This window comes from Collinsella sp. CLA-ER-H2 (assembly GCF_040092405.1).
Classification (GTDB): Bacteria; Actinomycetota; Coriobacteriia; order Coriobacteriales; family Coriobacteriaceae; genus Collinsella.
In genome coordinates, this window is the sequence record NZ_JBBNLO010000006.1 from 41904 (window position 1) to 66568 (window position 24665).

General features: G+C 59.5%; 21 protein-coding genes. 4 read left to right on the forward strand and 17 right to left on the reverse strand.

Going from position 1 to position 24665, the window contains the following annotated elements; all coding sequences use genetic code 11:
• Positions 1–206: 206 nt before the first annotated feature.
• The 7 genes from nhaA to AAAX59_RS02900 all read right to left on the reverse strand — a co-directional run bounded on the left by nhaA (position 207) and on the right by AAAX59_RS02900 (position 7786).
• Positions 207–1565, reverse strand: coding sequence for a Na+/H+ antiporter NhaA (gene nhaA / locus AAAX59_RS02870; protein WP_349070457.1), 1359 nt, complete (start codon positions 1563–1565; stop codon positions 207–209).
• A gap of 265 nt (positions 1566–1830) precedes the next feature.
• On the reverse strand, positions 1831–2754 hold the full coding sequence (locus tag AAAX59_RS02875) for a manganese-dependent inorganic pyrophosphatase (protein ID WP_195246639.1): 924 nt from the start codon (positions 2752–2754) through the stop codon (positions 1831–1833).
• A gap of 166 nt (positions 2755–2920) precedes the next feature.
• On the reverse strand, positions 2921–3874 hold the full coding sequence (locus AAAX59_RS02880; protein ID WP_349070459.1) for an ROK family protein: 954 nt from the start codon (positions 3872–3874) through the stop codon (positions 2921–2923).
• 241 nt (positions 3875–4115) lie between these two features.
• On the reverse strand, positions 4116–4448 hold the full coding sequence (locus AAAX59_RS02885; protein ID WP_199411192.1) for a PTS lactose/cellobiose transporter subunit IIA: 333 nt from the start codon (positions 4446–4448) through the stop codon (positions 4116–4118).
• A gap of 9 nt (positions 4449–4457) precedes the next feature.
• Positions 4458–4760 carry a PTS sugar transporter subunit IIB gene (locus AAAX59_RS02890; RefSeq protein ID WP_055285538.1) on the reverse strand — a complete coding sequence of 101 codons (303 nt, stop codon included), beginning with the start codon at positions 4758–4760 and terminating at the stop codon, positions 4458–4460.
• A 161-nt stretch (positions 4761–4921) separates the two neighbouring features.
• Positions 4922–6265 (reverse strand): PTS transporter subunit EIIC, encoded by a 1344-nt coding sequence (locus AAAX59_RS02895; protein ID WP_035137701.1) that lies wholly within the window; start codon positions 6263–6265, stop codon positions 4922–4924.
• Between the two features lie 120 nt (positions 6266–6385).
• Positions 6386–7786 (reverse strand): glycoside hydrolase family 1 protein, encoded by a 1401-nt coding sequence (locus tag AAAX59_RS02900; protein ID WP_349070461.1) that lies wholly within the window; start codon positions 7784–7786, stop codon positions 6386–6388.
• A 303-nt stretch (positions 7787–8089) separates the two neighbouring features.
• Here AAAX59_RS02900 and AAAX59_RS02905 point away from each other — a divergent pair, with 303 nt between their 5' ends.
• The gene (locus AAAX59_RS02905) at positions 8090–8809 is read left to right on the forward strand and encodes a GntR family transcriptional regulator (protein WP_271759259.1); all 720 of its coding nucleotides are present in this window, start codon (positions 8090–8092) and stop codon (positions 8807–8809) included.
• Positions 8810–8876: 67 nt separating this feature from the next.
• The gene (locus tag AAAX59_RS02910) at positions 8877–9815 is read left to right on the forward strand and encodes a type I phosphomannose isomerase catalytic subunit (RefSeq protein WP_271759260.1); all 939 of its coding nucleotides are present in this window, start codon (positions 8877–8879) and stop codon (positions 9813–9815) included.
• Positions 9816–10054: 239 nt separating this feature from the next.
• Here AAAX59_RS02910 and AAAX59_RS02915 read toward each other — a convergent pair whose 3' ends face one another.
• From AAAX59_RS02915 to AAAX59_RS02930, 4 genes are all read right to left on the reverse strand, one after another.
• Positions 10055–10822, reverse strand: coding sequence for a hypothetical protein (locus tag AAAX59_RS02915; RefSeq protein WP_271759261.1), 768 nt, complete (start codon positions 10820–10822; stop codon positions 10055–10057).
• Positions 10810–11832, reverse strand: coding sequence for a hypothetical protein (locus AAAX59_RS02920; protein WP_271759262.1), 1023 nt, complete (start codon positions 11830–11832; stop codon positions 10810–10812). The genes AAAX59_RS02915 and AAAX59_RS02920 overlap by 13 nt, the downstream gene beginning before the upstream one ends.
• Before the next feature lie 469 nt (positions 11833–12301).
• Positions 12302–15202: a UvrD-helicase domain-containing protein gene (locus AAAX59_RS02925; protein ID WP_349070462.1), complete on the reverse strand. Its 2901-nt coding sequence runs from the start codon at positions 15200–15202 to the stop codon at positions 12302–12304.
• Between the two features lie 333 nt (positions 15203–15535).
• Positions 15536–16516: an undecaprenyl-diphosphate phosphatase gene (locus tag AAAX59_RS02930; protein WP_349070464.1), complete on the reverse strand. Its 981-nt coding sequence runs from the start codon at positions 16514–16516 to the stop codon at positions 15536–15538.
• A 248-nt stretch (positions 16517–16764) separates the two neighbouring features.
• Between AAAX59_RS02930 and AAAX59_RS02935 the strand changes: the two genes are divergently transcribed.
• Entirely contained in the window at positions 16765–17202 is a 438-nt protein-coding gene (locus AAAX59_RS02935) for a universal stress protein (protein ID WP_055285548.1), read from the forward strand.
• Positions 17203–17398: 196 nt separating this feature from the next.
• Here the strand turns inward: AAAX59_RS02935 and AAAX59_RS02940 are convergent, their stop codons facing one another.
• The 6 genes from AAAX59_RS02940 to purH form a co-directional block, all read right to left on the reverse strand.
• Entirely contained in the window at positions 17399–18691 is a 1293-nt protein-coding gene (locus AAAX59_RS02940) for a HipA domain-containing protein (RefSeq protein WP_349070467.1), read from the reverse strand.
• The gene (locus AAAX59_RS02945) at positions 18691–18981 is read right to left on the reverse strand and encodes a helix-turn-helix domain-containing protein (protein ID WP_349070469.1); all 291 of its coding nucleotides are present in this window, start codon (positions 18979–18981) and stop codon (positions 18691–18693) included. The genes AAAX59_RS02940 and AAAX59_RS02945 overlap by 1 nt, the downstream gene beginning before the upstream one ends.
• Positions 18982–19158: 177 nt before the next feature.
• On the reverse strand, positions 19159–20202 hold the full coding sequence (locus tag AAAX59_RS02950; RefSeq protein ID WP_349070472.1) for a sensor histidine kinase: 1044 nt from the start codon (positions 20200–20202) through the stop codon (positions 19159–19161).
• Between the two features lie 9 nt (positions 20203–20211).
• Complete coding sequence (locus AAAX59_RS02955; protein ID WP_349070474.1) at positions 20212–20883, reverse strand: response regulator transcription factor; 672 nt, start codon at positions 20881–20883, stop codon at positions 20212–20214.
• A gap of 178 nt (positions 20884–21061) precedes the next feature.
• Complete coding sequence (locus tag AAAX59_RS02960) at positions 21062–21769, reverse strand: hypothetical protein (RefSeq protein ID WP_349070475.1); 708 nt, start codon at positions 21767–21769, stop codon at positions 21062–21064.
• A 105-nt stretch (positions 21770–21874) separates the two neighbouring features.
• Positions 21875–23482, reverse strand: a complete 1608-nt coding sequence (gene purH, locus AAAX59_RS02965; RefSeq protein WP_349070477.1) for a bifunctional phosphoribosylaminoimidazolecarboxamide formyltransferase/IMP cyclohydrolase — start codon at positions 23480–23482, stop codon at positions 21875–21877.
• A gap of 277 nt (positions 23483–23759) precedes the next feature.
• On the opposite strand from purH, the gene AAAX59_RS02970 reads away from it, so the two are divergent.
• Entirely contained in the window at positions 23760–24401 is a 642-nt protein-coding gene (locus AAAX59_RS02970; protein ID WP_148332653.1) for a GNAT family N-acetyltransferase, read from the forward strand.
• Positions 24402–24665: the final 264 nt, after the last annotated feature.

A 24665-nucleotide genomic window follows, 5' to 3' on the forward strand; every position in this document is an offset into this window, starting at 1 on the left:
AGCATTTTTCGTCCAGCCACGCAATCGTTAATGCACAGACAGAATAGATTTGTACATTATTTTTCGCGCCTAAAATGAAACGCCGTTTGTGACAGTACTCACAAACGGCGTTTTTTGGCCACTGGGGTGTCCGGCAGGTGGCAAGTACCACTCAAAACCGCGTTTTACACGCGCTCGAGCAGGCTCTGGCGTCTGTTTCTACGCGCCTACTCGTTCTTGGGCGCGGGGTGCTTGCAGATCACACTCATGTAGATCATGCCAAGTACGGCCGCGGTGACAGAGCCGGCGAGAATAGCGGCCTTGGCAGCCAGAACCTCAAACTGGGCCGTCGGGAAGGCGAGGCCGCTGATGAGAATCGACATGGTAAAGCCGATACCGCCCAGAATGCCCACGCCGGCAATCATATGCCAGTTGACATTGTGCGGCAGCTCGCAGGCCTTGAGCTTGACCAAGGCGAACGTCATGCCAAAGATACCGATCGGCTTACCCAGCAGCATGCCAAAGTACACGCCGAGCGTCACCGGGTCGGTGAGCAGCGTGCTCATGTCCACGCCCACTAGGCGAACCTGTGCGTTGACGAACGCAAAGATCGGCAGGATCACAAAGTTGACCGGCGTGGAGATCAGGCGCTCCATGCGGATGAGCGGCGGGGTCACGCGGTGCATGACGCGCTCGACTTTGGTGGTCGAGACGGTAAAGTCATGCTGGCCCAGGATGTGCGCCTCGTCGTCGTAGCGGTCATCGAGCAGCGGCAAGCACTCGCCCAGCCAATCGGTGAGGCTATCAAGCTTAACACCGCACTTGGCCGGGATGGTGAAGGCCAGGATGACGCCAGCAAGCGTAGCGTGCACGCCGCTCTTGAACATGCAGAACCACAACAGCAGGCCCAGTACCGAATACGGGGCAAGGCGGTAATGCTGCGTCTTGTTGAGCCACACGAGCGCACAGGTCACAAGCGCGGCGGCGCCCAACCAAAACGGATTGGGGCTCTGACCGTAGAAGATGGCGATGGCGGCGATGGAGATGAGGTCGTCGGCGATGGCGAGCGTCGAGAAGAACACGCGCACGCCGTTGGGCACGCGGTTGCCCAAAAGCGACAGCACGCCCAGCGCAAAGGCAATATCGGTTGCCATGGGAATGGCCCAGCCGTTGTGCGCGCCGGCATGGTTAAAGATCAGATAGATGCAGGCGGGAACGACGACGCCGCCCACGGCCGCCAGCATGGGAAGCATAGCCTGGCGCGGGTTTTTGAGCTCGCCGACCGTCATTTCATATTTGAGCTCAATGCCCACCAGCAAAAAGAAGATCGCCATGAGAAAGTCGTTGACGAAAAGCTCAACGGTGAGACCGGCCGTAAGGTTGCCCAGACCCACATACAGCGGGGTCTCCAAAAAGTGATGGATGACCTCGTAGGCATCGGTGTTGGCGCAAACGACGGCGGCGATGGCGGCGAAGACCATGACGGCGGCGGAAATCGTGCCGTTCTCGGCGATGCGCTCCCAAATGTCGTGGCGCTCAAAACGCTTGCGCTCACGAACGTTGAACAGCTGCTCGGGTGCTGCCATGGGCGGCTCCTTTCACGGGAAGGCTCCCGTCTTAAAAAAGCACGGCCCGCCCAAGTGGCGGCGCCGCGCTCTAACGTATTACGCTTGTATCTAGCCTACCCTGCACGACAAGCACGCAGGCGTGGCCGAAAAGCGGAACCACAGGTTGAACATTATTTGCCCAACGACACGGGCGCACCTGTCCAAAAAGCATGGCTCCATGCACAAAAAACGACCGGAGCGCGGGGCGTCCGCGGTCCGGTCGTCGGTGTTAGGTCAAAAGAACCTAGCAGGCGGCCATGATGGGGGCAGCGACCTGCTTCTTACGGGAGAGGACGCCCGGCATCCAGACGCCGTCGTGCTCGTCGGCAATGCCCAGGCCCTTCTGAGCGGCCTCGGTCTCGCCCTCGAGCAGGACCTGCGAGCCCTCCTCCATAATGTCGGTGATGCACAGAACAATGCCGTCGGCACCCTTCTCGGCGGCGTAGGCGCGCATGGCCTCGCGAATCTCGTCAATCATGCCAAGCGCACGGCTCTTGTCGACGGTCTCGTACTGGCCGATGAGCAGCTTCTTGCCGGCGGGCTCGAACATCTTGATGTCGTTGCCGACCATCTCGGCTGCGGTGAAGGAGCCGGACGGACGGGTGAGGAAGACTTCCATGCCAAACTTGACCGGGTCGACGCCCACCTGCTCGCCGAGCTTGGCGGCGACGGCGCGGTCGACATCGGTGGTGGTGGGGCTCTTGAGCATGAGCGTGTCGGTCATCATGGCCGAGAGCAACAGCTTGGCCTGGACGTCGGAAAGCTCAACGCCGAGCACGCCGGCGAGCTTGGTGACGATGGTGCAGCTGGAGCCCCAGGGCAGGCAGATGTAGTGCAGCGGGCCGGCGGTCTCGAAGTCACCGATGCGGTGATGGTCGACAACGCCAAAGACCGTGGCGTCCTTAAGGCCGGCGACGGACTGGGCGGACTCGTTGTGGTCGGTGAGGACGACGAGCTGACCGGCCTCGACGGACTCGATCGCGCGAGGCTCGGCGATGCCGGCGTCGGCGAGCAGCTTGGCGGACTCTGCCGGAAGCTGACCAAGGGCGCAGGCCTCGTAGGTGTTGCCGGCATACTCAACCTGGTTGAGCAGCTGGGACAGGACGACGGCGCTCATGATGGCGTCGTTATCGGGGTTCTGGTGACCAAAGACAAGAACGTTTGCCATGGATATCCTCCACTTGATATGTGTACTTGGACGTAGCTATGGTAGCACGCCGATGCCGAGCCTTCGCAGACGGAAAGGCCACGGCATTTTTTGGGGCAGGCACGGGGGCCAAGGCTGTCCCTTTTGCACCGTGTTGGTGCAAAGCAACCTGACCCCCTTGCACCAGCTATTTGCCGGCGGCGCGCAGGGCTACGTAGGCGGCACCGATGATGCCGGCGTCGTTTCCGAGCGAAGCGACCTTAATCGGCGTCTCGCGCGAGGCGGAAAGCGCGTAGCGCTGGAAGTGCTCGCGGACCTTGTCGAGGTAGACATCGGCCGAGGCAGACGCACCGCCGCCAATCAGGAACATCTCGGGGTCGACCACGTTGGCAATAAGCGCCAGGGCGCGGCCGAGGTAGTCGGCCATGGTATCGGCAGCTGCTAACGCGAGCTCGTCACCCTCGCGGCAGGCCTGGAACACGTCCTTGGAATCGGAGGGGCCGGTGAGCTCGATGGGCTCGACGCCCGCCTTCTTGCACTCGGCAAGGTAGTTGCTCACCACGCCGGTGGCGCTGGAATACTGCTCCAGATGGCCATGGCCGCCACAGCCGCAGGTGCGCTCCTCAGCCGGGTTCAGGCACATGTGGCCAATCTCACCGCCAGCACCCACAACGCCCGATACCACGTCGCCGTTGACGATTACGCCGCCGCCCACGCCGGTACCGATGGTGACCATCACGACGTTCTGCACGCCCTTGGCAGAACCGAGCCAGGCCTCGCCCATGGCAGCGGCGTTGGCATCGTTCTCGTACTTAACGACCGCGTCGGGGCAGTGCTGCTGAATGGCGATCCTCAGCTCGGGCAGGTTAATGGCAATGTTGGCCTTGACCTTGGCATCGCCCGACGCCGGGATGGGGCACGGAACGGCCAGGCCAATGCCCGCCACAAAGGCGCGCGGAATCTGGGCCTTGGCGACCACCTGGTCGATAGCCTCGGTCACCGCGGCAAAGCCCGCAGCGTCAACGATGGGAGGCGTAGGCACGCTGGCCTTGGCCAGCAGGTTGCCGTCCTCGTCGAACAGACCCTCCTTAACCGAAGTGCCGCCGACGTCAATGCCGATGTAGTACTGCTTAGGTTCCATGGGAGCCCACCTTTCTCGTTTAAACATTGCCTGTATGGTACCGCTCCCAAGGCAAAAACCTACCAAAAAGGGACAGGTTTGTTTTGGCAGGTTTTATCTGGGGAAACGCAAATGGCCACTCAACCGGCCGCGCAAGACCATCCCCAAAAATAAAGGCGCCGGGAGGCGGAGACTCCCGGCGCCCGTCAAAGGGACTATGTTGTCTGTCGGGCCGCATGGTCCTTCGCGGCGATAACGCCGACTAGGCCTTAAGTGCCTGCAGCTGCTTGTGGATTTCGATGAGCTCCGTCGCCATGACGCGCATGGTCTCGGTGCCGGCCATCTGGTCCTCGGCATGCAGCAGAATCAACGGGGCCTCGCCGTTACGCTCGCCGTTGGCCTCCTTCTTCAGAAGCCCCATGTGAACATCGTGGCCACCGTTATAGGCCTCGTCGCCCTGCTTGATAAGCTCCTCGGCGGCGTCAAAATCGCCCTCCTTGGCCTTTTGCACGGCATTGATGTACATGCTCTTGGCGGTACCGACGTAGCTGATGATCTCAAAGCAGGTCATCTGCAGTTCGTTCATATCCTCCATGCGGAGCACCTATCCCATCACGCTGACGCAGTGGTCGATGATGCCGGCAGCGTTCATGCGGCCGTAGTCGACCATGTTGATGACCTCGACCGGAAAACGACCGGCGGCCTCCTTCTCAAAATCGCCCTTGGTGTAGCCGATCTGCGGGCCAAGCAGCAACATGTCGCACTCGTCCAGGTGATCGTGGGCCTCGTTCATGGGACGAGCCTCGATCTCGATATCCAGACCACGGTTTGCAACCTCGGCCTGCATCTTCTGGACCAGCAGGCTCGTGGACATACCGGCATTGCAGCAGAGCATGATCTTCTTCATGGTTTCCTCCTTATAACTGCGCGGCGCGCAGACGACAACTGGTTTTATTCCTTGCGGCTATTGTGCCCACCCCCCTGCATCTTTACACAAGGGAGAGAGCCGCGGGCACCGGCACCGCGTACCGGCGCCCGCAAAGGTGAAAGGGACGAACGTTAGGCGTTCTACTCGGCGAGAGTCTCCTGCTTGGCGATTGCCTTCTCGGAAATCTTCATAAAGGGCAGGTAGACGGCCATGCCAATGACAATCTCGAGAGCCTGCCACACGCCGGCGCGCCAGTCAAAGCCCGTAGCGAGCAGGGCATTGATGACGGGAGGCATGGTCCAGGGCACCTGGGCGATGCAGGGGCTGATGATGCCTGCGCAGGTAAGGCCATAGGTGATGCCGATGAACAGGTCGGGAAGAAGGACAAACGGGATCATAAGCGGCAGGTTGTACACGATGGGGTAACCGTAGATAACCGGCTCGTTGATGTTGAACAGACCAGGCAGGATAGCCATCTTAGAAACGGTCTCGGAAGCCTTGTTCTTGGAGAACAGGAGCGTGTCGAGCAGAAGCATGAGGGTGCAGCCCGAGCCGCCGATGAGGGCAAAGCTGTTAACGATCTGCATGTTCATGTAGTGATCGGGCTGGATGGTGCCACCGGCGGCGAAGGTAGCCATGTTGTCGACAATGAGCATGGTCAGGATCGGCTCGACGGTAGCGCCAGAGATGGTGGACTGGTGAATACCGACGCAGAACAGCAGGTTGGCAAGGGTGTAGATGAGGATAACAGCCCACGGACCGGCGTTCATGATGTTCTTGAGCGGGTTGGAGATGCACGTGGAGATGATGGCGCACAGATCGGTGCCGGCGCACACGGCGAGCAGGGCTGCGGCAAGAGCGAAGATTGCGAGGTTGAGCAGCATCGGGATCATGACGTTGAAGGAGTTGGAGACCGCGGGAGGCACGCCCTCGCCCAGCTTAACCTTGAGCTTCTCGACGCCAGAAATCTTGATGAAGAGCGAGACGGAGAGCAGAGCGATGATAATGGCCGAGAACAGACCGTTGGTGCCGGTGTTGGCAGTCGAAAGGGCGCCCGTGACCTCGGCGGAGGTGATCTTGTCGGTGAGCAGCGGGCTCGTGGCGGCAAGCGAGGCGGTGATCTGCTGCGGCATCATGATGACGAAGGCAGAGATGGCGACGACCACGCAAGCGAGCGGGTTATCGAAACGCTTGTTCTTGGCGAGGCTGTAGCCAATCAATCCGGCCAAGATAATGGCAGAGACATTGAGGGTGCCCAGCGTAATTGCCGAGCCCCACGTCTGAAGGTTGGCAAGGCCCGCCGCATCGAGCGGGAACAGAGGGAACACGACGTTGTTAATAAGAACCGCGATACCCGCAAGGATATAGAGCGGCGTGATGGTCGCGAAGGCGTCACGCAGGGAACGCAGGTGAACCTGGTTTCCCACCTTCGCAGAGACCTCGGCAAACTTGTCGAGGAAGCTCTTTCCGTTGTCACTGGCCATGATTGCTCCTAACTTTCAAATCCGGCCTTTTCCTATGCGCACGGTGGTCTGTCGCCCTCTGCCACCAGATGTGCCATGTGTTGCACGCGGCGACGCGCGGTCTGGGCGTTCGCCCGGTCGCTAATCAACCACGTGGGTCGTGGCGACCTGTTTGAGCCAGGCTGCCGACTTCTTAAGGCGGCGCTTGTAGCCGTCCATAAGGTCGACCTCGACAAAACCATAGCGATTCTTAAAGGCATTGGCCCAAGACCAGTTATCGATGACGGCCCAATAATGGTATCCGCGGCACTTGGCGCCCTCGGAGATTGCCTTGGCAACCCACTCCAGGTGCTGGCGCACAAAGTCGACTCGGTAGTCATCCTGGATGGTTCCTTCGGCGTCACGGTTCTTGTATTCGTCCATGATGCCGATGCCGTTCTCGGAAACGAACCACTCAAGATCGGGATAGTTCTTGGCGCAGTCCATGCCAAAGTCGTAGAGGCCCTGCGGGTAGATCTCCCAGCCGCGGCTCTCGTTCATAACGGCGTCGGGCCACACGTACTCGTCGGCAAAGTGCGGCAGACCGTACTGGTCGACCTTGCTCGTCGGTGCCTGAACACGCGTGGGGTGGTAGTAGTTGCAGCCGAGCCAGTCGACAACACCCTGCTTGAGAATCTCTTGGTCGCCGGCACGGAACGGGAGCTTAACGCCGCCCTCGGCCAGGCTGTCGAGCACGTCGGCGGGAAGTTCGCCCTTGGTAATAAGGTCGAGCCACCAGCGATTGTTGATGCCGCTGGTCATACGCACGGCCTCGAGGTCTGCCTCGCTGGGGTTCTCCTTGGTGTAGACCGGGGTAAAGCAGTTGATCATGCCGATCTTGGCATCGGAGCGAATAGCGCCCTCGTCATAGGCGCGACGATAGTTGGCCACGGCCAGCGCATGTGCCAGCGAGATGTGATACTGCACGGTGCGAGCGCGGCTAAAGTCGTGGAGTTGCGGGAACCACACGCCCTCCTGATAGCGCTGCTCGGGCTCGACGATGGGCTCGTTAAAGGTGAACCAGTACTTAATCTCCTGGCCAAACTCGTGGAAGGCGACGTCGGCGTAATGCGCGTAAGCCTCGACGACCTCACGGCTCTCCCAGCCGCCACGGTTAAAGAGGTAGGTGGGCATGTCAAAGTGGTACAGGTTGACGAACGGCTCCAGACCAGCCTCGCGAGAGGCGCGGAACAGCTCGTGATACCACGCAGCGCCCTCCTCATTAAGGTTGCCGTCGGCATCGAGCAGACGGCTCCACTGAATGGAAGTGCGATAGGTATCCAGGCCCAAGTCCTTCAAAATGCGAAAGTCTTCCTGGTACTTGGCCATAAAGTCATTGCCGGCATAAGAGCCAACGCAGTTGTAGAACGAACCCAGATCCTGGATGGACCAGGTGTCCCACAGGTTCTCGAGCTTGCCGCCTTGGTTCCACTGACCCTCAGTCTGCGGGCCGGACATAGCAGCGCCAAAGAAGAAGTCGTTGGGCAGCTGATACTGTGCCATCAAAGTCCTCGCTTTCGTGTTCTAGAGCTTCCGGTTGGAGACGGGTTTGCTTTGACAGGTTATCCGGCGCGGGCGCGCACCGGTCATACCGATATCCAACCTGCCAAAACAAAACCGTCCCCAAACAGTCAATCCTGTTCTGCGGTAGGATTCCGTTTGTTGCTTAAACTATAGCGTTCTAATTTTAAAAGTAAAGCGTCTTTTTCTTTTTTCTTTATCGAACTTCTTAGATAAAAGTAATATGGGTGCCCTGTTGAGGGTTATACTTACTTTTGTATTCAAATATGTCGGAAAGGAGGTTCCATGATTCCCAAATACGAGGCGATAGCTGCAGATATTCGTCGGAGTATTGAGGATGGCGCTCTTAAACCGGGCGACAAGCTTCCCACCGTCGTTGAGTTCTGCGAGCTCTATAGCGTTTCCAAAATCACCGTCAAACGAGCTATTGAACAAATCACCGAGGAAGGCCTTATTACCAGCCGGCGCGGATCGGGTACCTACGTTAAGGACACGGCGGGACTTCCCGGCCAGGCGTTTTTCCAGGGCAAAAACGACCGTGCCCAAGGTTTTTCGTATGAGCACCGCGGGGAGAAGGTGACCTCGGTGGTCTACGATTTCTCGATCGTTAATCCACCGGCGGACATCGCAGCCCAGCTGGGAATTGCCGAGGATGACTTTGCCTATCACGTCGTGCGCGTGCGTCAGGCCGATGAGAAGCCCATCGTTATCGAGTACACCTACATGCCGCTCGAGCTGATTCCGGGCCTTAAAAAGAAGGACCTGTACGGATCGGTCTACCGCTTCATCCGCGAGCAATGTGGGCTGAAAATTTCGAGCTTCCACCGCACCATTCGCGCCGTGGCAGCAACCGAGGAAGAAGCTGAGCGTCTGGGCACCAAACTTGGCTCTCCCCTGCTCGAGCTCACCCAGATTGGCTTTTTGGACAGCGGTGCCGCCTTTGAGTATTCGGTCTCGCGCAACGTTGGCGACCGCTTTGAGCTGCACAACGTAACGTTGGCATAGGTTTTTGTAGTCATGCGAGCGCTCGCTTTGAGCTGTTTTGCACAGCGCCCGCGCAACACAATGGGGTATGAACATGTCCGATTTGATTAAACTGACGCCGATCTTCCACGAGAAGATCTGGGGCGGTCGCCAGCTCGAAACCGTATTTGGTTACGACATTCCCGAGGGTCCCATCGGTGAGTGCTGGGCCATCTCGGCCCATCCCAATGGTGACTGCCAGATTGCGGAGGGCCCGTATGCAGGCCACACGCTTTCGTGGCTGTGGGCCGAGCACCGCGAGCTCTTTGGCAACTGCGAGGGCAAGGAGTTCCCGCTGCTCATTAAGATTCTGGACGCCAAGGATGACCTTTCGATCCAGATTCATCCCAACGACGAGTACGCCGCCAAGCACGAAAACGGCAGCCTGGGCAAAACCGAGTGCTGGTATGTGCTGGACTGCGAGCCCGACGCCACGATCATCGTCGGCCAGCGCGCGCATGACCGCGCCGAGGCCGCACAGATGATCGAGGGGGGCCGTTGGGACGACATGCTCAACGTGCTGCCGATCCACAAGGGCGACTTTTTCCAGATTGATTCCGGTACCGTGCATGCCATCAAGACCGGCACGCTCATTTTGGAGACGCAGCAGTCGAGCGACGTGACGTATCGCCTGTACGACTACGACCGTCCCGGCACCGACGGCAAACTGCGTCCCTTGCACATTGAGCAGAGCCTCGACTGCATAAACTTTGACGCTCAGGCTCCGACCAACGGCACGGTGACCGCGCCCGAGGTGGACGGCGTGACCGAACTCGAGTCTAATTCCTGCTACACCGTCGATCGCGTACGTGTTGACGGCAACAAGACCCTCGACCAGCGCTGGCCCTTCATGTGCCTGTCGGTCATCGACGGCGAAGGCACCGTCTGCGGCGACCCCGTCCACAAGGGAAGCCACCTGCTGGCTCCGAGCACCGTGGACCAGATCGAACTCGAAGGCAAAATGGAACTGATCATCAGCCACCTGTAAGCTACCGGTCCCCGAGCGCCCGCCGGGAAGGGGCGCGGGGTTTGATCGCCTGCTCGGACAGTCCTGCTCGCACGGAGAGCGCATTAAGTGCTCTCCGGCTCGTGCGGAACTCGCGATCGACCAAACCCCGCGCCCCTTCCCGGCGAGCCTCTGGCTAGTAACGACAATCAAAACGCAGCAAGGGGCTCTTCCGTTCATCAACGGAAGAGCCCCTTGCTATACATAACGAATCAAGGTGCCTATAGGTAGACCTTTTCGAGAAACGATAACGTGTCCTGAAGCCGCGCCCTTTCCTTACGGTTGGTCTGCCGATTTACATACGAAGCAAAGTCCGTAAGAAAAACCTCCGCATCAACCCTCATTTGCCCCGTTAGCTCCAAACGCGCCGAAGGCGACAACAAGTCAGCAAGTCGAGCAACATCCGAACGGTGCTTCCGCCGATCAATGTTGTTGCAACGACGTCCCTCTTCATAACTTCTGTTGATATCAATGTGCGCACGCATCTTAAGGGGAATGATATGGAGTGCATCGAGCAACGTAATGCCCTCTACGTTCGTAGCGTTATCGCGAATAAATTCGTAGTAGCCATCGTCGAGAATAATTGCCGAGAGACTTGATACGGCCCCGTCAAAGGAAAGAGGAGCTACCTCGCTCGTTTCATCTTCGAGCACAAAATCAGGATGTCGGGCAAATAGCTCAATTTGGCCGGGATAGTCTAGGACTTGCCTTGATCCTTCGGACAAACAGAACCGATAGTAAGTGCACTTTCCATCGCCGACTTTTCCAGTCTCATATCCGGCAGCTTTGATAAATGCCCACAATGCAGTGGCAAATTCAACGCCTTCCCCATCAACAATTACGACGACATCCAAGTCTTCGGTAGCTCTAAACGAATCGCCCTCATTGTCAAACAGAACGCTGCAGGCTCCCCCGCCAATAAGGACGTAACCGCCTTTACAGCCGCTCATGGCATCAGCAAATCGCTCTATTCCCCTCACTTTTGACATATCGTCCTCCTGAGCTGTTCGACCGCGTCGAGCAGACGATCTTCTTTGTAATCTGCTTTTGCGCAAGCAACGTATAAGGAAAACGGGTCGACACACTGCAAACCCGACGTGTCAAAACTAATATCGGACGGCGCGTCCACGGGATACGACCAGATCTCAATCTCGATAGCGGCCGGTTCGTACCACTGGGCCTCCAACCATCTGTCGCCCATGTGCCCTCTTAAGGCATCTACCTGATACTTTTCGAGAGCAACGGTTGGGACAGCATCATTATGAGCAAGGTCGGACATATAGCTAAGGGCAGACACACCGGAAAGCAGCGCATCAACGGCACGTAGCTCTGTTCTCTCGATGACCTTCTTGAGCCGGATTCGCTCTAAAACTGGTGTGCGAAGATAGTCCTCAAACCCATTTAACAGCGCCTCGGTCGACAAATCGGCATCGGACAGCACACGCTTTTTGCCGTCCCGTGCGATTAGCCCAGGAGCAATAGCGGCGATTTCCGAAAGATAGCCGCTGACGCTTGCCGCGCTTTTGCCACACAGACGCGCTAGGTCGCCGGCGGAGCAGTCAACCCATCGTCCCGCGATGAGATTTAGGACGATTCGTTGAGATTGGGGCGAAAGCGGGGCAGCGGGAGAAGCGCCCAGCACTTCATCGGAAATAACGGCTCCGATAAACGGCAGGAACGCATTTCGCTCATCTCGAATATATGCGATTCCCTCCGAAGAAAGCGCGCGCATAAAACCTAAATCCATAGCATCCCAGCAAATTGCCACCGGGCGAGTATCTAACTTTCGCACTGCATTGACGAGATTTCGCGCCGAAATCACACTGGGCGGCTCTTTTGGTTCGGCGACAATAAAACGGCCTTGCTCAGACACGCCAAGCCGTGCCAAGTGAAGCGAAAACCGCTCAAGATACATGCGAGGAATCTGTATCTCAACTGGCTCCGGGTCGATGGCGAGCTCTAAAGAGAAGAGCCTTTTTGGGAGACAATTTAGCAGCATGTCCAATCACCATTTTCATTTCAGTTATATTTTAGTATCTATCTAAAATTATACTGAATCGTATAAAACGCTCAATCCCCAAAGTCATAAGAAACAATCCGAAACGTAATAAGGGGCTCTCCCGACCATGTACGGAAGAGCCCCTACTCGTATCTATCTATCAGCCCACCCGGCTCTCCAGATCAAAAAGCGAACGAGCAGAGCAACGCCAGCAAGCAACGTTATCTAAGGACCTGGGCGGGCGTATAGGGCAACATCGATCGCGAGTTCCGCACGCAAAGGAGGCCACTTAATGTGCCCTCCGTCTTGCGCAGGACTGTCCGAGCAGGCGACCAAAGCCCCCGGCGCGCCCGTCTAGCCAGATGTACGGGTTTTCCAGGTGCGGCAGATCGGCCTGAAAGAGGAGGGCATAGACCTTGAGGTCATGCCCGACGATTGAAGGCCGAGGTGCCGTGCCTGGGAAAGCCGCCTAGGTCAGTTTCACTATAGGTGCAAAGCCTTTCATTAGCTTTTTGGTCTGGCCGGTCTTTTCGAATTGGACCTCGATCATGTCTCCGGCGACCGAGATCACAGTGCCCGTGCCAAAGGTCTTGTGGCTCACGGTATCGCCCGCGGCAAAGTCCTGCGATGCGCTGGCGCGATCGACCTTGCGCTCCACCGTCGGGGACACCTTGGACGAGGGCTTTTTGGCTCGCGGCGCGCCCGAGCCAAAGGTCGAGGCAACACGGCCGGCGTCGGGCGAAACCCCACGATGGCGCTCGGTCCCATAGCTGCTGCCGCCAAAGAAGTCGTCAAAGCTCGATCCGCCGCGCGAACCGGAACCGCCGGTCGAGCGCGTATGCGAACCGAACACCTTGCCGCCATACATATCCGAGCCCATGCCCGAGCCAAAGGTGCCGTGACGGTCGCCGCGCTTCTCCCAGCCCGTGCCCTCAAAACCGGCAGAGCCGATACCGCTAAACTCGATATCCTCAAACGGAATCTCGTTGAGGAAGCGCGAGCGCGGGTTGGCAGAGGTCGAACCGTAGGTGCGACGCGTGGCCGCATAGGTCAAGAACAGGCGCTTACGGGCACGCGTGATGGCGACGTAGGCCAGGCGACGCTCCTCCTCGAGCTTGCCCGGGTCATCGCTGCCGCCAAAGTCGTGCACGTGCGGGAAGATGCCCTCCTCCATGCCGGCCACGAACACCGCGGGGAACTCCAGGCCCTTGGCGGAGTGGATGGTCATCATGGTGATGGCATGCGTCTCGCCGGCCAGAGAATCCAAGTCGGAGCGCAGGGCCAGCCACTCCATGAGTGCCGGCAGCGCCTTGCAGGTGAGCGGACCGTAGGTGCGCTCGATCTCGTCGGCATGCACGGCGCCCACCGGCATCTCCGTCGGCGCGGCATAGGCGTTACCCGCGATGGCGGCGGCCAGGGCATCCTGCGGCGAGAGCGCCGGGGCGGCTAGGCTATCGAGCGGATTGGAACCCGCGGCATCACGCGCGCCAACGAGCGCCTCAAACGAGGATGCCGGGGCAGACGGCCCCGGTTCAGGCGCAGGCGCGCTCACCACGACGGGCTCGGACTCGGCGCCGGCCGGTACATCGGCAACGCCAGCCGCGCGCAGCTCTTCCAAGCTCTCGAGCGTACCTTCGATATCCTCGTGCGTCTCCTCAAATTCGGCGGCGACGCCCAGGAATTCCTGAATGTTCTCGGCGCGGCTCTCGGACTCCATGGTGCCCTCGGCGCGGAAAGCCTGCAGCAGGCCCGTCTTATCGACAATCATCTCGACGACGTCCTTGAGCTCGCCGTCCATGCGGCGACCCTCGCGCACCAGCGACACAAAGCTCGACAGGCCATTGCGCACCTTGGCGCTAAACATGCCGGTCTCGGCGCACGCGATCTCGCAGGCCTGGAAGAACGAGCAGCGGTTGTCACGCGCCAGCTGCTCGATCTTTTGGATCGAGGTGGAGCCGATGCCGCGGCGCGGCGTGTTGATGACGCGCTTGACGCTCATCTCGTCTGCCGGGTTCACGATCATCTTGAGGTAAGCCATGACGTCGCGGATCTCGGCACGGTCGAAGAATCGCGTGCCGCCCACGATCTTGTAGGGCACGCCCGCGCGCAGGAACATATCTTCGAGAATGCGCGACTGGGCGTTGGTGCGGTAGAACACGGCGATGTCGTCGTAACTCGTGCCCTTGGCGTGCAGCTTTTCGATCTCGCCGGCAATCCAGCGGCCCTCGTCGCGCTCGTCGCTCGCCTGGAAGGCCTGGATCTTCTCGCCGTCGCCCTCGGCCGTAAACAGGCGCTTGTCCTTGCGCTGCGAGTTGTGGCGCACCACGGCGTTGGCGGCGCTCAGGATATGGCCCGTAGAACGATAGTTCTGCTCCAGCTTGACGGTCTTGCAGTCTTTAAAGTCCTTCTCAAAGTCCAGGATATTGGTGATGTCGGCGCCACGCCAGCTATAAATGGACTGGTCGTCGTCGCCCACGACCATGAGGTTTTGGTACTTGGCGGCCAGCAGGTTGGCGATCTCGTACTGGACGTGGTTGGTGTCCTGGTACTCGTCGACGCTAATGTAGCGAAAGCGCTCTTGGTACTTTTCGAGCACCTCGGGGCGGGTGCGCAGCAGCTCGAGCGCGCGCACGAGCAGGTCGTCAAAGTCCATCGCGTTGGCGGCGCGCAGGCGGCGCTCCAGCTCCAGGTAGACCTGCGCGGCCTTTTTGTCGTTGGGGCTGTCGGCGGATTTGAGCATGTCCTCGGGCCCGATCATGGCGTTTTTAGCCGAGCTGATCTTGCTGCGGATCATGTTGATGGGAAACTGCTTTTGTTCAATGCCGAGCGCCTGCATAATGTCACGCACCATGCGCTTTGAGTCGTCATCATCGTAGATGGTGAACTGACCGGTGTAGCCCAGCAGGTCGGCGTCCTCGCGCAGCATGCGCACGCACATGGCATGGAAGGTGCACACCCACATGCCGCGGGTGCCGCTGGGGATGAGCGCTGCCAGACGCTCGCGCATCTCGGCCGCGGCCTTGTTGGTAAACGTGATGGCCAGGACCTGCCAGGGCTTAACGCCCAGGTCGCCAAGCATATGTGCGATGCGGAAGGTCAGGACGCGGGTCTTGCCCGAGCCGGCGCCGGCAAGGACCAGCAGCGGGCCCTCGGTGGTCAGGACCGCCTCGCGCTGAGCGGGGTTCAGGCTATCGATATCGACGAGCGGCTTGGCGGGTTTGGGCGCCGGAGCCGGGGCGTCGTAGATATCGAGCGGAACGAGCTCGGGTTCCGGCGCGGCGGGGGCGGTGTACGCATCGAGCGGCACGGGTTCCGGCGCGGGCGGCACGGGCGCAGCAGTGTTCTTTTCCCAGGGCAGGGGCTGGGTCATGGGCGACTCCTCATCTGACGGACGGCGCGCCTGCGGGCAGCGCCATAGTTTGAGCCGTACCAGTATACCGAGCCGCGCGGACACCGACGCAAATCACACCACGACTCCGTGCGCCACCGTCAGGCCCGCCCCAGCGGATTTGGTGCAAGGGGGTCAGGTTGCTTTGCACCAATCTATTGACAATCACGGAACCGCCGATGTCATGGCAGCAGCAGCGAGCGGCGGCCAAGGCGAACAAATTGGCATGAAAAGAGGGCGGCATAGACCTTTTGGTCATGCCGCCCCCTTTGAATGACAAGTTGTCGCTCTGGCCGCCGCTCAGCGTCAACCAAGTTACAGGCCGAGCATCGGCTCCAGGACAAAGAAGTACGCGAGCACCACGATGCCCAGGATGATGCGGTAAACACCGAAGCACTTAAAGTCGTGACGGCGGACGAATCCCATGAGCCACTTGATGGCGATGAGCGAAACCACAAAGGCCACAACGCAGCCCACGCCCAAGATAGCGACCTCGTTGGCGCCGAACGTGCCGCCCTTGATGAAGTACTTGACCAGCTTGAGCGCACTTGCGCCAAACATAACGGGAATAGCCAGGAAGAACGTAAACTTGGATGCCACCGAGCGCGTGCAGCCCAAAAGCAGGCCACCGATGATGGTAGAACCGGAACGAGACGTACCAGGCACCAGCGAAAGCACCTGGAAGCAGCCGATACCCAGCGCAGTCTTCCAACTCAGGTCCTCGAGCGTGGCGATGGAGCCAAAGTCCAAATTCTCGTCATCGTCCTCATCCTCAGCGGTAGCCGCGGCGGGCGCCGCAAAGTGCGCACCGGCGGGACGTCCGCCCGCCACCACAGCACGCGAACCAAACGAACCGGCAACGGCCATTTCCTCGCGCTTGCTCGCGCGCCAGTTCTCAATCACGATAAACAGTACGCCGTACACAATGAGCGCCAGCGCCACGACGGGAGCATTGTAGAAATGCTCCTCCATCCAGTCGTTGAGCGGCAGACCGATCGCCGCGGCGGGAATGCAGCCGAGCACAATCTTGCCCCACAGCACCCAGGTGTCGCGACGGCCCTCCTTGCCCTTGCTGGGAGAAAACGGGTTGAGCTCATGGAAGAACAGGACGCAGACGGCCAAAATGGCACCAAGCTGAATCACAACCAGGAACATATTCCAGAACGTCTCGCTCACGTTCATCTTGACGAACTCGTCCACCAAGATCATGTGACCGGTCGACGAAACAGGCAGCCATTCGGTAATGCCCTCGACCAGGCCCATGAAGGCAGATTTTAGAAGCTCGATGATATCCAAAGGGACCCCCTCGTTAGACACCCGCCGATATTGTTCTGCGGACGGTGCGGGCGATGTCCCATTATCAACCGTTGGCGGCGCGCCTGCGCCTACCCTTACCAAAAAACTCGCCCGTTCACAGAATTGCGAGCGGTCAAACCGAAATCCTTGGGTATAACTGCAACAAGATAAAGTGTCCGGCGGCCAACGCGCCCGCGCCCGCCCGACGCACGAGCCCCGCGCCCGTGCGATAGACCAAGGAGGAAACCATGAACGAGGGCTATACCAAGGTATTTGTTTCACTCGACGGTACTGAGCAGCAGGATTTTGTGCTCGCACGCGCCATCAAGGTCGCCGCGAACAACGGCGCTAAGCTGATCATCGGCCACGTTATCGACTCCACCGCGCTCGAGAGCGCCGGTTCCTATCCGGTCGACCTGGTCAACGGCTTGGAGGAGGCCTTTAACAACTCCATCGCCAAGCAGCTCGAGGAGGCCAAAGCCAATCCCGACATTCCCGAGGTCGAGGTCATGATTCGCACCGGCCGCATTCGTGAGACGCTCAAGGATGAGATGCTCGACGTGGTCAAGCCCGATCTGGTGCTCTGCGGCGCCCGCGGCCTGTCCTCAATTAAGTACGCGCTCTTGGGCTCGATTTCGACGTTCCTGCTGCGCAATACGGACTGCGACATTCTGGTCGTGAAGTAGGTTCCTTCCCGCCGGCGCAAGGCCTGCGGGGTTATCTAAGCCGACGTCCTCGCCGCTTCGCGGCTGCGGGATGTCGGCTTAGATAACCCCTCCCGGCCTTGCGCCTTCGTCACCGTACTTCAGCGAGTTGGCTGATAAAAGATGGCGTGCCGCCCCGTTTGGGGCGGCACGTTTTGTTTGGAGCGGCACGTTTTTGTTATAAGGCGATCCTGCTTAGACGAGCTTGCACTTCTGGAATGATCTTCTCGAACATTACCTCCGCCTCGGGAAAACCCTCTTCTTTGAGACCGCGCGCCGCGTCTCTTAGCGCGTCTGGAACCTCATTGCAGGTATCAGCAATCATTCCGGCGACAATTCCCCCGGGCAAACCCGCCTCAATCATTTGGCTCATCACCGACCCACGCGTTACGTCGTCAATCTTGCGGCTCCCACCAAACGAGACGCCCATCTCACGAACGAGACTGGGGTAAACCGTTGTGCACAGCACGTCATAGAGCGGCGCCAACCTCACCTGCTTCCAACTTTCGTCCCATACGAGCGACCAGTTCTTTAGATGGTTATCGCAGTTACCTACGGCATAGTCGAACAGCTGGTTATAGCCGACAAGGAACCTGTCCTCCATTTGATTCGTCGACGCCCTTCGCACCGCATCGACGATAAGCCCCAGGTAATTGACACCCGTCGGCTCATATTTAAGCTCACGCGAGATACCCTTGGCCTGACAAACATCTTCCTGGTGCAAACGGTACGGAATTGGCAATCCGTCAACCGAGCGTCCAGCATCAGGCGTTACTCGGTCAAATCGCTTCACGGCGATAATTGGCTCGGCATCCTCAACTCGGACAAGAAAACACTCTTCGGCCGATAGGTCCATCAGAGAGGCGGCTCTCACGCACATCGCTTCGCACACCGTCTCACCCGGGAACGTTTTCGATCCCGCCTTGAGAATGTGCGTGGATGGGGCCGCTCCATGAGGCAGGTACCATCCGCCACATGGGTCATCGCCCGTATGGTAGAGACCGACCTTCGCCTGAGCACCTGCAAGGGAGATTCGACTCTCTAGCGCTAAATCAAAAGCAACCTCCGCCGGCGCGTATGCCAGCCCGCTTAGCCGTTTCTCACCTATCTCTTCATAGCCCATTTCGAGACTGTCGGCCGAAGGCTCTCGCGTCAAAACCAGAGCGCCGACAGGTTCATCGCGGACTAAATCGAGCACCTTGAAGTAATCTCCGCGTTCCGCTCGCGCCCTTTTCTCAAGGTCCCTGTTGAGCTGCCCCTCCGGAATGATGCCAGAGAAAAAGGAGCCCGTTGCGTCCGGACTAAATGTCTCGGCCGACAACGGCAGCGAGATCGAAATCGGCGCCGCATCACCGCTCTCGAGATATTTGGGGCTATAGGTGAATGCCGGAAACCCCGCATGTTCCTCCAATATGCCAACCAGCTGGTAAGACCCATTAAACTCACGGTGAACGAACAGCGTGCCATCCATTACTTCCCCCTCACCTTCAGAATAAAATCAATATCCACGATGGAGGCGTAATCGAAAATGACACCAATTTCGACCGTTGTCCGCCCCCGTTCGATATCACCAATCACACGAAGGCTGCGACCCGTCATAGTCGCGACGTCACGTTGAGTCAAACCGAGCTCACGCCTTCTGAGCCTAAGGGCCTTCCCTATCTCGGCGGGATCGAAAACCGTGCGCTCCGAGAAAGCGACTTCCGACGGTTTGAGCCTGATGCGCCCATCCAGCTTTTTAATCGTTGTCACCGTTCTCATGACGCCTCCAGCTATATTCCTGTCCGTGAACATAGTATAAAACTGTAGCACTATGTTCATGTACGGGAATATAGTGTTGACTACATTAGCAATGTTCCCGTTCAGGAATATAGCTGCCGAAAAGCCTGATTTCTTCTTAAATGGGAAGATCCTGAACGGCTACGCCATACGACCCGACTACTCAAAGTATTGGGACTTGTTGGTCGAGAAGGCAAATGTTACGACAAAGCCTTCGCCGGAGTCGGATGCCGCGGTGACGTCGATGCCCATCTTGGAGCACAGGCGTGCCACCAGATAGAGGCCGATGCCCGTTGCGCGCTTGGTGGTGCGGCCGTTGTCGCCGGTAAAGCCCTTCTCGAACACGCGGGGCAGGTCGGCCGCGCTCACACCACAGCCGTTGTCCGCGACGGTAAGCTCGATGCGCTCACTTGCCAGGCCCTCGTCCAGCAACGCGCCCGAAAACGTGATCTTCGCACCATCCTCACGCGCATATTTAATGCTGTTCTGAATGAGCTGGCCCAGAATAAACTCGAGCCACTTCTCGTCGGTAAACACCTCAAAGTCGAGGTTCTCGCACACCGGGGCCACATGCGCCGCGATGAGCTCGCGCGCGTTGGCCTTAATCACGCCCGTCACCAAGGTCTTAAGATCCCAGCGGCGAATCAGGTAGTCGCGCTCCACGACTTCCGAGCGCGCGTAGTACAGCGCCTGGTCGATATAGCGTTCCACGCGAGCCAGCTCACGGCCCAGGTCATCCACACGTGACAGGTCGTCTTCGCTGCCATCCAGATTTTCCAAAATTAGATGGGCCGCCGCCAAGGGCAGCTTGGCCTCGTGGACCCAGCTCTCGATATAGTCGCGATAGTCATCGGTCTGGCGCCGGCCTTCGGCAACCTCGTCGCAGGCAGCTTTGCCCACCCGGCGCAAGACCTCGTACTCGAGCTCGCCCTCGGCATAGGTCGGGCATTGCACCATCTCCTGCACCCATGCGGGACTCTCGAGCTCCTCGGCCGCGCGCTCCAACTGACGCAGAAAACGGCGACGGCGAGCGTACTCGACCACGATGCCGAGCATACCGAAGATAAAGGACACGCCAACCGCCACGACCACGATAGAAACGGGTGCGCCGGCGACCGTCAGCACAAAGCAGCTCAGCAGCACGCCGCACGTCCACACGGCGACGGGAAGCAGCGCATCTTTAAAGAACTTGGCAAACGACATAGCCGGCCCCTAGACCGAATAGCCTTGGCCGCGGTGCGTCGTCAAATACCCCTTGATGCCGATTTTTTCGAGCGTGGTGCGCAGGCGGTTGATGTTAACGGTAAGCGTGTTGTCGTCCACGAAAGCGTCGGAGTCCCACAGGTCCTGCATGATGGCCGAGCGCGAAACGATCTTGCCCGCGCGGCTCAGAAGCAGCGAGAGGATACGCAGTTCATTTTTGGTGAGCTCGGTACTGTCGCCGGTTGCCGTATTGGTGACCATGGAGCGGGCGAGGTCGAGCTCCAATCCCTTGTGGACGAGCGTGCTGCGCTCGCCTGCCGCCGCGGTGCGACGCAGCAAGGCATTGATGCGCGCCACGAGCGCACGGGCGCTGTAGGGCTTGGGAACAAAGTCGTCCGCGCCGAGCGTCATGGCCATGACCTCGTCGATCTCGGTCGTGCGCGACGTGAGGACGATGATGGGGACCTCGGATTCGCGGCGAACCTCGTGGCAGATATGCTGGCCGTCCTTGACGGGAAGCGTGAGGTCGAGCAGCACCAGGTCGGGCGCGGCGGCGAGAATATCGCGCGAGACATGCTCAAACGATTCGCAGGCCTCGACCTCAAAACCGGCACGCGCCAAAATGTCGGCGAGCTCGCGACGGATGGGCTCGTCGTCCTCAACGATATAGATTAGCGCCATGGATTCCGCTCCCCTCTTGGTTGTCTTGCCACCATTATGGCCGCGAAACTGCAGGTGTGCACCGCGCGCGGTACCAAGGTGACAGAACTGTTCGCGAGCGGGGGCGTTTTGTCCGCCTCGCACTCGCAGCGGTGGCGGGGACCAAAATGATTCTTAATCCCCGTCCCAGAAAAATCATTTAGCGGCGGGCACGGAGCTTTTCGTAGCCTTCGGCGAAGAAGGCGACCGTGGCGGCGTCGGCCTCGGCGGCGTCCGTCTCGGTTGCGGGGACCACGCCGTGCTCGTCGCTCACTAGGAACAGCGCGCCCTTAAGCTGCGCGGGAATATCTACGCGCGTGACCGAGATGCCCTTGGTCTGGGCCAGCTGTTCGATGAGCGTCGCCGTGCCGCACAGGCACTCGTCCGCCGGCGCCACAAAGGCAAGCTCGCCGTTGTTGACGGCAGCGAGCAGCTCGGGCGCCACGCCGGTCTCGTCGGCCTCGGAGCGAGCCTCGGCAGAACGGGCACGCAGCGCCTTGGCCGACGTGTCGGCCAGCGGCTCGTACTCCCCCACCGTCATGGCGGCGTTGCCGTTGATATCGATCACCAGCATGAGCACGCCGTCGCGGGCGGTGTAGTCGCCCTCGGCAAGTGACCACTCAACGTGCTGCTTGGCCCAGCTGAGCATGTTATGGGTAAGTGGTTCGCCCTGCACCAGGCGCTCAGACAGCGCGCGGATGTGACGGTTGAGCATGGGCACCTTTTTGTTGGACATGCGCCAACGGCAGATGAGCGCGGGCTTGTCGAGCGTGAACTGCTCGACCGCCTCCTGATTGGCGCAAAAGTCCTCGTACGCACGCTGATCCTCGGCATTACCAAACAGTTCGGCATCATCAATCTGGGGCATGGTTGTACCTTTCGTGTTAGTCATTCCGTCCTCTTATACCAAAAAGACGGCCCTCCAAACGGAGCAGCCGTCTTTTGCAGAGATTATTTTGTCCCGGGGCGAAACTTAGTGGCGGAAGTGGCGGGCGCCGGTAAAGACCATAGCAATATTGTGCTCGTTGCAGGCCTGGATGCTTTCGTCGTCGCGCTTGGAGCCGCCGGGCTGGATGATGCAGGTCACGCCGTGTGCAGCAAGCACGTCGACGTTGTCGCGGAACGGGAAGAACGCGTCGCTTGCACAGGCAAAGCCGCCCTTCTCCACGCCCTCGCGCTCGCAGAAGTCCTCGGCGCGCTCGCAGGCAAGTAGCGCAGAGTCAACGCGGTTAGGCTGACCCGGGCCCATGCCAATGCCGGCCTTACCCTTGGAGACCAGGATGGCGTTGGACTTAACGCCCTTGCAGACCTTCCAGGCAAACTCGAGCTCGGCCATCTCGGCGTCGGTGGGCTTGCGGTCGGTGGGGAACGTAAAGGTCGCGGGATCCTCGGTCACGTGGTCGACCTCCTGCACCAGCATGCCGCCGTCGACGGAGCGCAGCTCCACCTGAGCGCCGTGGTCCACGCCGCCGGTCGCCAACACGCGCAGGTTGGGGCGCTTGGCCATGCGCTCGAGCGCCTCGGCGGTGTAGCTCGGGGCGATGATGACCTCGACGAACTGCTTGTTCTGATCGGCAAAGTGCTCAACCAGATCAAAGGGAACCTCGCGGTTGCAGGCGATGATGCCGCCGAAGGCGCTCTTGGGATCGCAGGCAAAAGCGCGGTCGTAGGCAGCCGTGATGTCCTCGGCAACGGCGGAACCGCAGGGGTTCTGGTGCTTGAGGATTACGCAGGCCGGCTCGTCGAACTCGCGGACCAGGTTCCAGGCGGCGTCGGCATCCAGATAGTTGTTGTAGCTGAGCGGCTTGCCCTGGATCTGCTCGGAGCCCACGAGCGGGAACTGCGAGCTCGCGGTGTTCTCGCAGCCCTCGGCAAAGCGGTAGACCGTAGCCTTCTGCTGAGGATTCTCGCCATAGCGCAGGTCGTCGACCTTCTCCAGCGAGATCTCGAGCTTGGCAGAGGTGTCCGCCACGTCGCTTGCCTGGGCGGCAAGCCAACGGGAGATAGCCGTGTCGTAGGCGGCGGTGGTCTGGTAGACCTTCACCTGCAGGCGACGACGGGTGGAAAGCGTGGTGCAGCCACCGGTCTCGTGCATCTCGGCCAGGACGGCATCATAGTCGGCCGGGTCGGAAATGACGGTAACGCTCGTGGCGTTCTTGGCAGCAGAGCGCAGCATGGAGGGACCGCCGATGTCGATGTGCTCGATGGCGTCCGCGAAGGTGACCTCGGGATTGGCAACGGTCTTCTCGAACTCGTACAGGTTGACGACGACCAGGTCGATCAGCTTAATGCCGTGCTGAGCCGCCTCCTGCATGTGCTGCTCGGAATCGCGGCGGGCCAGCAGCGCGCCATGAACCTTGGGGTGCAGGGTCTTAACGCGGCCGTCCATCATCTCGGGATAGCCCGTGAACTCCTCGATGGGGGTTACGGGAATGCCCGCGTCCTCGATGGCACGAGCCGTGCCGCCCGTAGAGATGATCTCGACGCCAAAGTCGTCAACCAGCGTCCGTGCGAAATCGACGACGCCCGTCTTATCGGTAACCGAGATCAACGCGCGTGCGATCTTCACATCAGATCCCATGCAGTCCTCCTGTCTGGTACGCCGCCGTGCTCTGTGAGTCGGTGATACGTCGATCTGCAGCGCTCGCGCAGCGGCATTGAAAATACTGATTTAATGTAGCGCATCGAGCGCATCGATGCACCCCGCAACGGGCGCATGTGCAGAAAAAGTTTGCGAGCGGAGGGGATGGGCATGGCACCGGGCACGGTGAGTTCATGGAACACAGGGGCACCATAATTAGATGCCAATGGCGTGGTAGAACTGTGCTCGATATGCATCCGCAAAAGAAAGAGGCACCATGGTCTCGCGGGTTCTCTACCGACCGTTTGATACCGAAGACTTCGACGCCATCGCGCTGATTCTGCAGCAGCTTTGGCATAACAATTCGGATAACGATGAGTACAACCGCCTTGAGGCCGCGTGCGACCTCGCTTATTGCCTTTCGTCGTCGACGTTTTCGCAGGTAGCGGTGATTGACGGCGAGGCGCGCGGCATTGCACTTGCACGAGCAGGACAGAACTCCGGCGTCACTATCAACGAGCATTGGATGGATACCGAACGCGCGCTGCTATCGCAGATGCGTGAGCTGGAGCCTGATGCCTGCGCCGAGTATCTCTCGTTTGTGCGCGCAACCATCCGAACCAACAACCGCCTGCTCGAGAGCAGCCCGTTGCCGCACGACAACGAGGTCACGCTGCTTGCCGTGGATCGCGATGTCCATGGCCTGGGCGTTGGCACGGTTCTGCTCGATGCCGCGGTCTCGCACCTGTCCTCGCTTGGAGCGACGAGGGCGCACCTGTACACCGACTCCAACTGCTCGTGGAAGTTCTACGAGCTGCACGGCTTTAAGCGCACGGCCACGCACCGCGCCAACCGCGAAGAGCGCCGTCACGACATGCCGCGCGAAAGCTTCCTCTACGAACTCGATCTAACAGCCTAAACCCAGCAGTTAGGGACGTTCCTTTTGTGCCGGCACCCCGGGACACTCCTTGGCAGCAACCGCACCTAGTCGTTGGGGACATTCTTGGGTAACACAGTCGACGAAACCCTCGTTGGCGTCGCCCTATAGAGGGGTCTGCAAATAGCTGTGGGCAAAAAACATCAAATATGAGTACTGTTACCTTTTTAGTAGCAGCGATTTGGGGCATTTTAGAGGCTTTTAGACATAGCAGCCAGTCAGGCGAGCTGACGTATTTCCACAAAT

What these genes read in the sequence shown, in the direction of transcription:
- nhaA (WP_349070457.1), bottom strand. Translation starts at nt 1,565, where the DNA reads ATGGCAGCACCCGAGCAGCTGTTCAACGTTCGTGAGCGCAAGCGTTTT.
- AAAX59_RS02875 (WP_195246639.1), bottom strand. Translation starts at nt 2,754, where the DNA reads ATGGCAAACGTTCTTGTCTTTGGTCACCAGAACCCCGATAACGACGCC.
- AAAX59_RS02880 (WP_349070459.1), bottom strand. Translation starts at nt 3,874, where the DNA reads ATGGAACCTAAGCAGTACTACATCGGCATTGACGTCGGCGGCACTTCG.
- AAAX59_RS02885 (WP_199411192.1), bottom strand. Translation starts at nt 4,448, where the DNA reads ATGGAGGATATGAACGAACTGCAGATGACCTGCTTTGAGATCATCAGC.
- AAAX59_RS02890 (WP_055285538.1), bottom strand. Translation starts at nt 4,760, where the DNA reads ATGAAGAAGATCATGCTCTGCTGCAATGCCGGTATGTCCACGAGCCTG.
- AAAX59_RS02895 (WP_035137701.1), bottom strand. Translation starts at nt 6,265, where the DNA reads ATGGCCAGTGACAACGGAAAGAGCTTCCTCGACAAGTTTGCCGAGGTC.
- AAAX59_RS02900 (WP_349070461.1), bottom strand. Translation starts at nt 7,786, where the DNA reads ATGGCACAGTATCAGCTGCCCAACGACTTCTTCTTTGGCGCTGCTATG.
- AAAX59_RS02905 (WP_271759259.1), top strand. Translation starts at nt 8,090, where the DNA reads ATGATTCCCAAATACGAGGCGATAGCTGCAGATATTCGTCGGAGTATT.
- AAAX59_RS02910 (WP_271759260.1), top strand. Translation starts at nt 8,877, where the DNA reads ATGAACATGTCCGATTTGATTAAACTGACGCCGATCTTCCACGAGAAG.
- AAAX59_RS02915 (WP_271759261.1), bottom strand. Translation starts at nt 10,822, where the DNA reads ATGTCAAAAGTGAGGGGAATAGAGCGATTTGCTGATGCCATGAGCGGC.
- AAAX59_RS02920 (WP_271759262.1), bottom strand. Translation starts at nt 11,832, where the DNA reads ATGCTGCTAAATTGTCTCCCAAAAAGGCTCTTCTCTTTAGAGCTCGCC.
- AAAX59_RS02925 (WP_349070462.1), bottom strand. Translation starts at nt 15,202, where the DNA reads ATGACCCAGCCCCTGCCCTGGGAAAAGAACACTGCTGCGCCCGTGCCG.
- AAAX59_RS02935 (WP_055285548.1), top strand. Translation starts at nt 16,765, where the DNA reads ATGAACGAGGGCTATACCAAGGTATTTGTTTCACTCGACGGTACTGAG.
- AAAX59_RS02940 (WP_349070467.1), bottom strand. Translation starts at nt 18,691, where the DNA reads ATGGATGGCACGCTGTTCGTTCACCGTGAGTTTAATGGGTCTTACCAG.
- AAAX59_RS02945 (WP_349070469.1), bottom strand. Translation starts at nt 18,981, where the DNA reads ATGAGAACGGTGACAACGATTAAAAAGCTGGATGGGCGCATCAGGCTC.
- AAAX59_RS02950 (WP_349070472.1), bottom strand. Translation starts at nt 20,202, where the DNA reads ATGTCGTTTGCCAAGTTCTTTAAAGATGCGCTGCTTCCCGTCGCCGTG.
- AAAX59_RS02955 (WP_349070474.1), bottom strand. Translation starts at nt 20,883, where the DNA reads ATGGCGCTAATCTATATCGTTGAGGACGACGAGCCCATCCGTCGCGAG.
- AAAX59_RS02960 (WP_349070475.1), bottom strand. Translation starts at nt 21,769, where the DNA reads ATGCCCCAGATTGATGATGCCGAACTGTTTGGTAATGCCGAGGATCAG.
- purH (WP_349070477.1), bottom strand. Translation starts at nt 23,482, where the DNA reads ATGGGATCTGATGTGAAGATCGCACGCGCGTTGATCTCGGTTACCGAT.
- AAAX59_RS02970 (WP_148332653.1), top strand. Translation starts at nt 23,760, where the DNA reads ATGGTCTCGCGGGTTCTCTACCGACCGTTTGATACCGAAGACTTCGAC.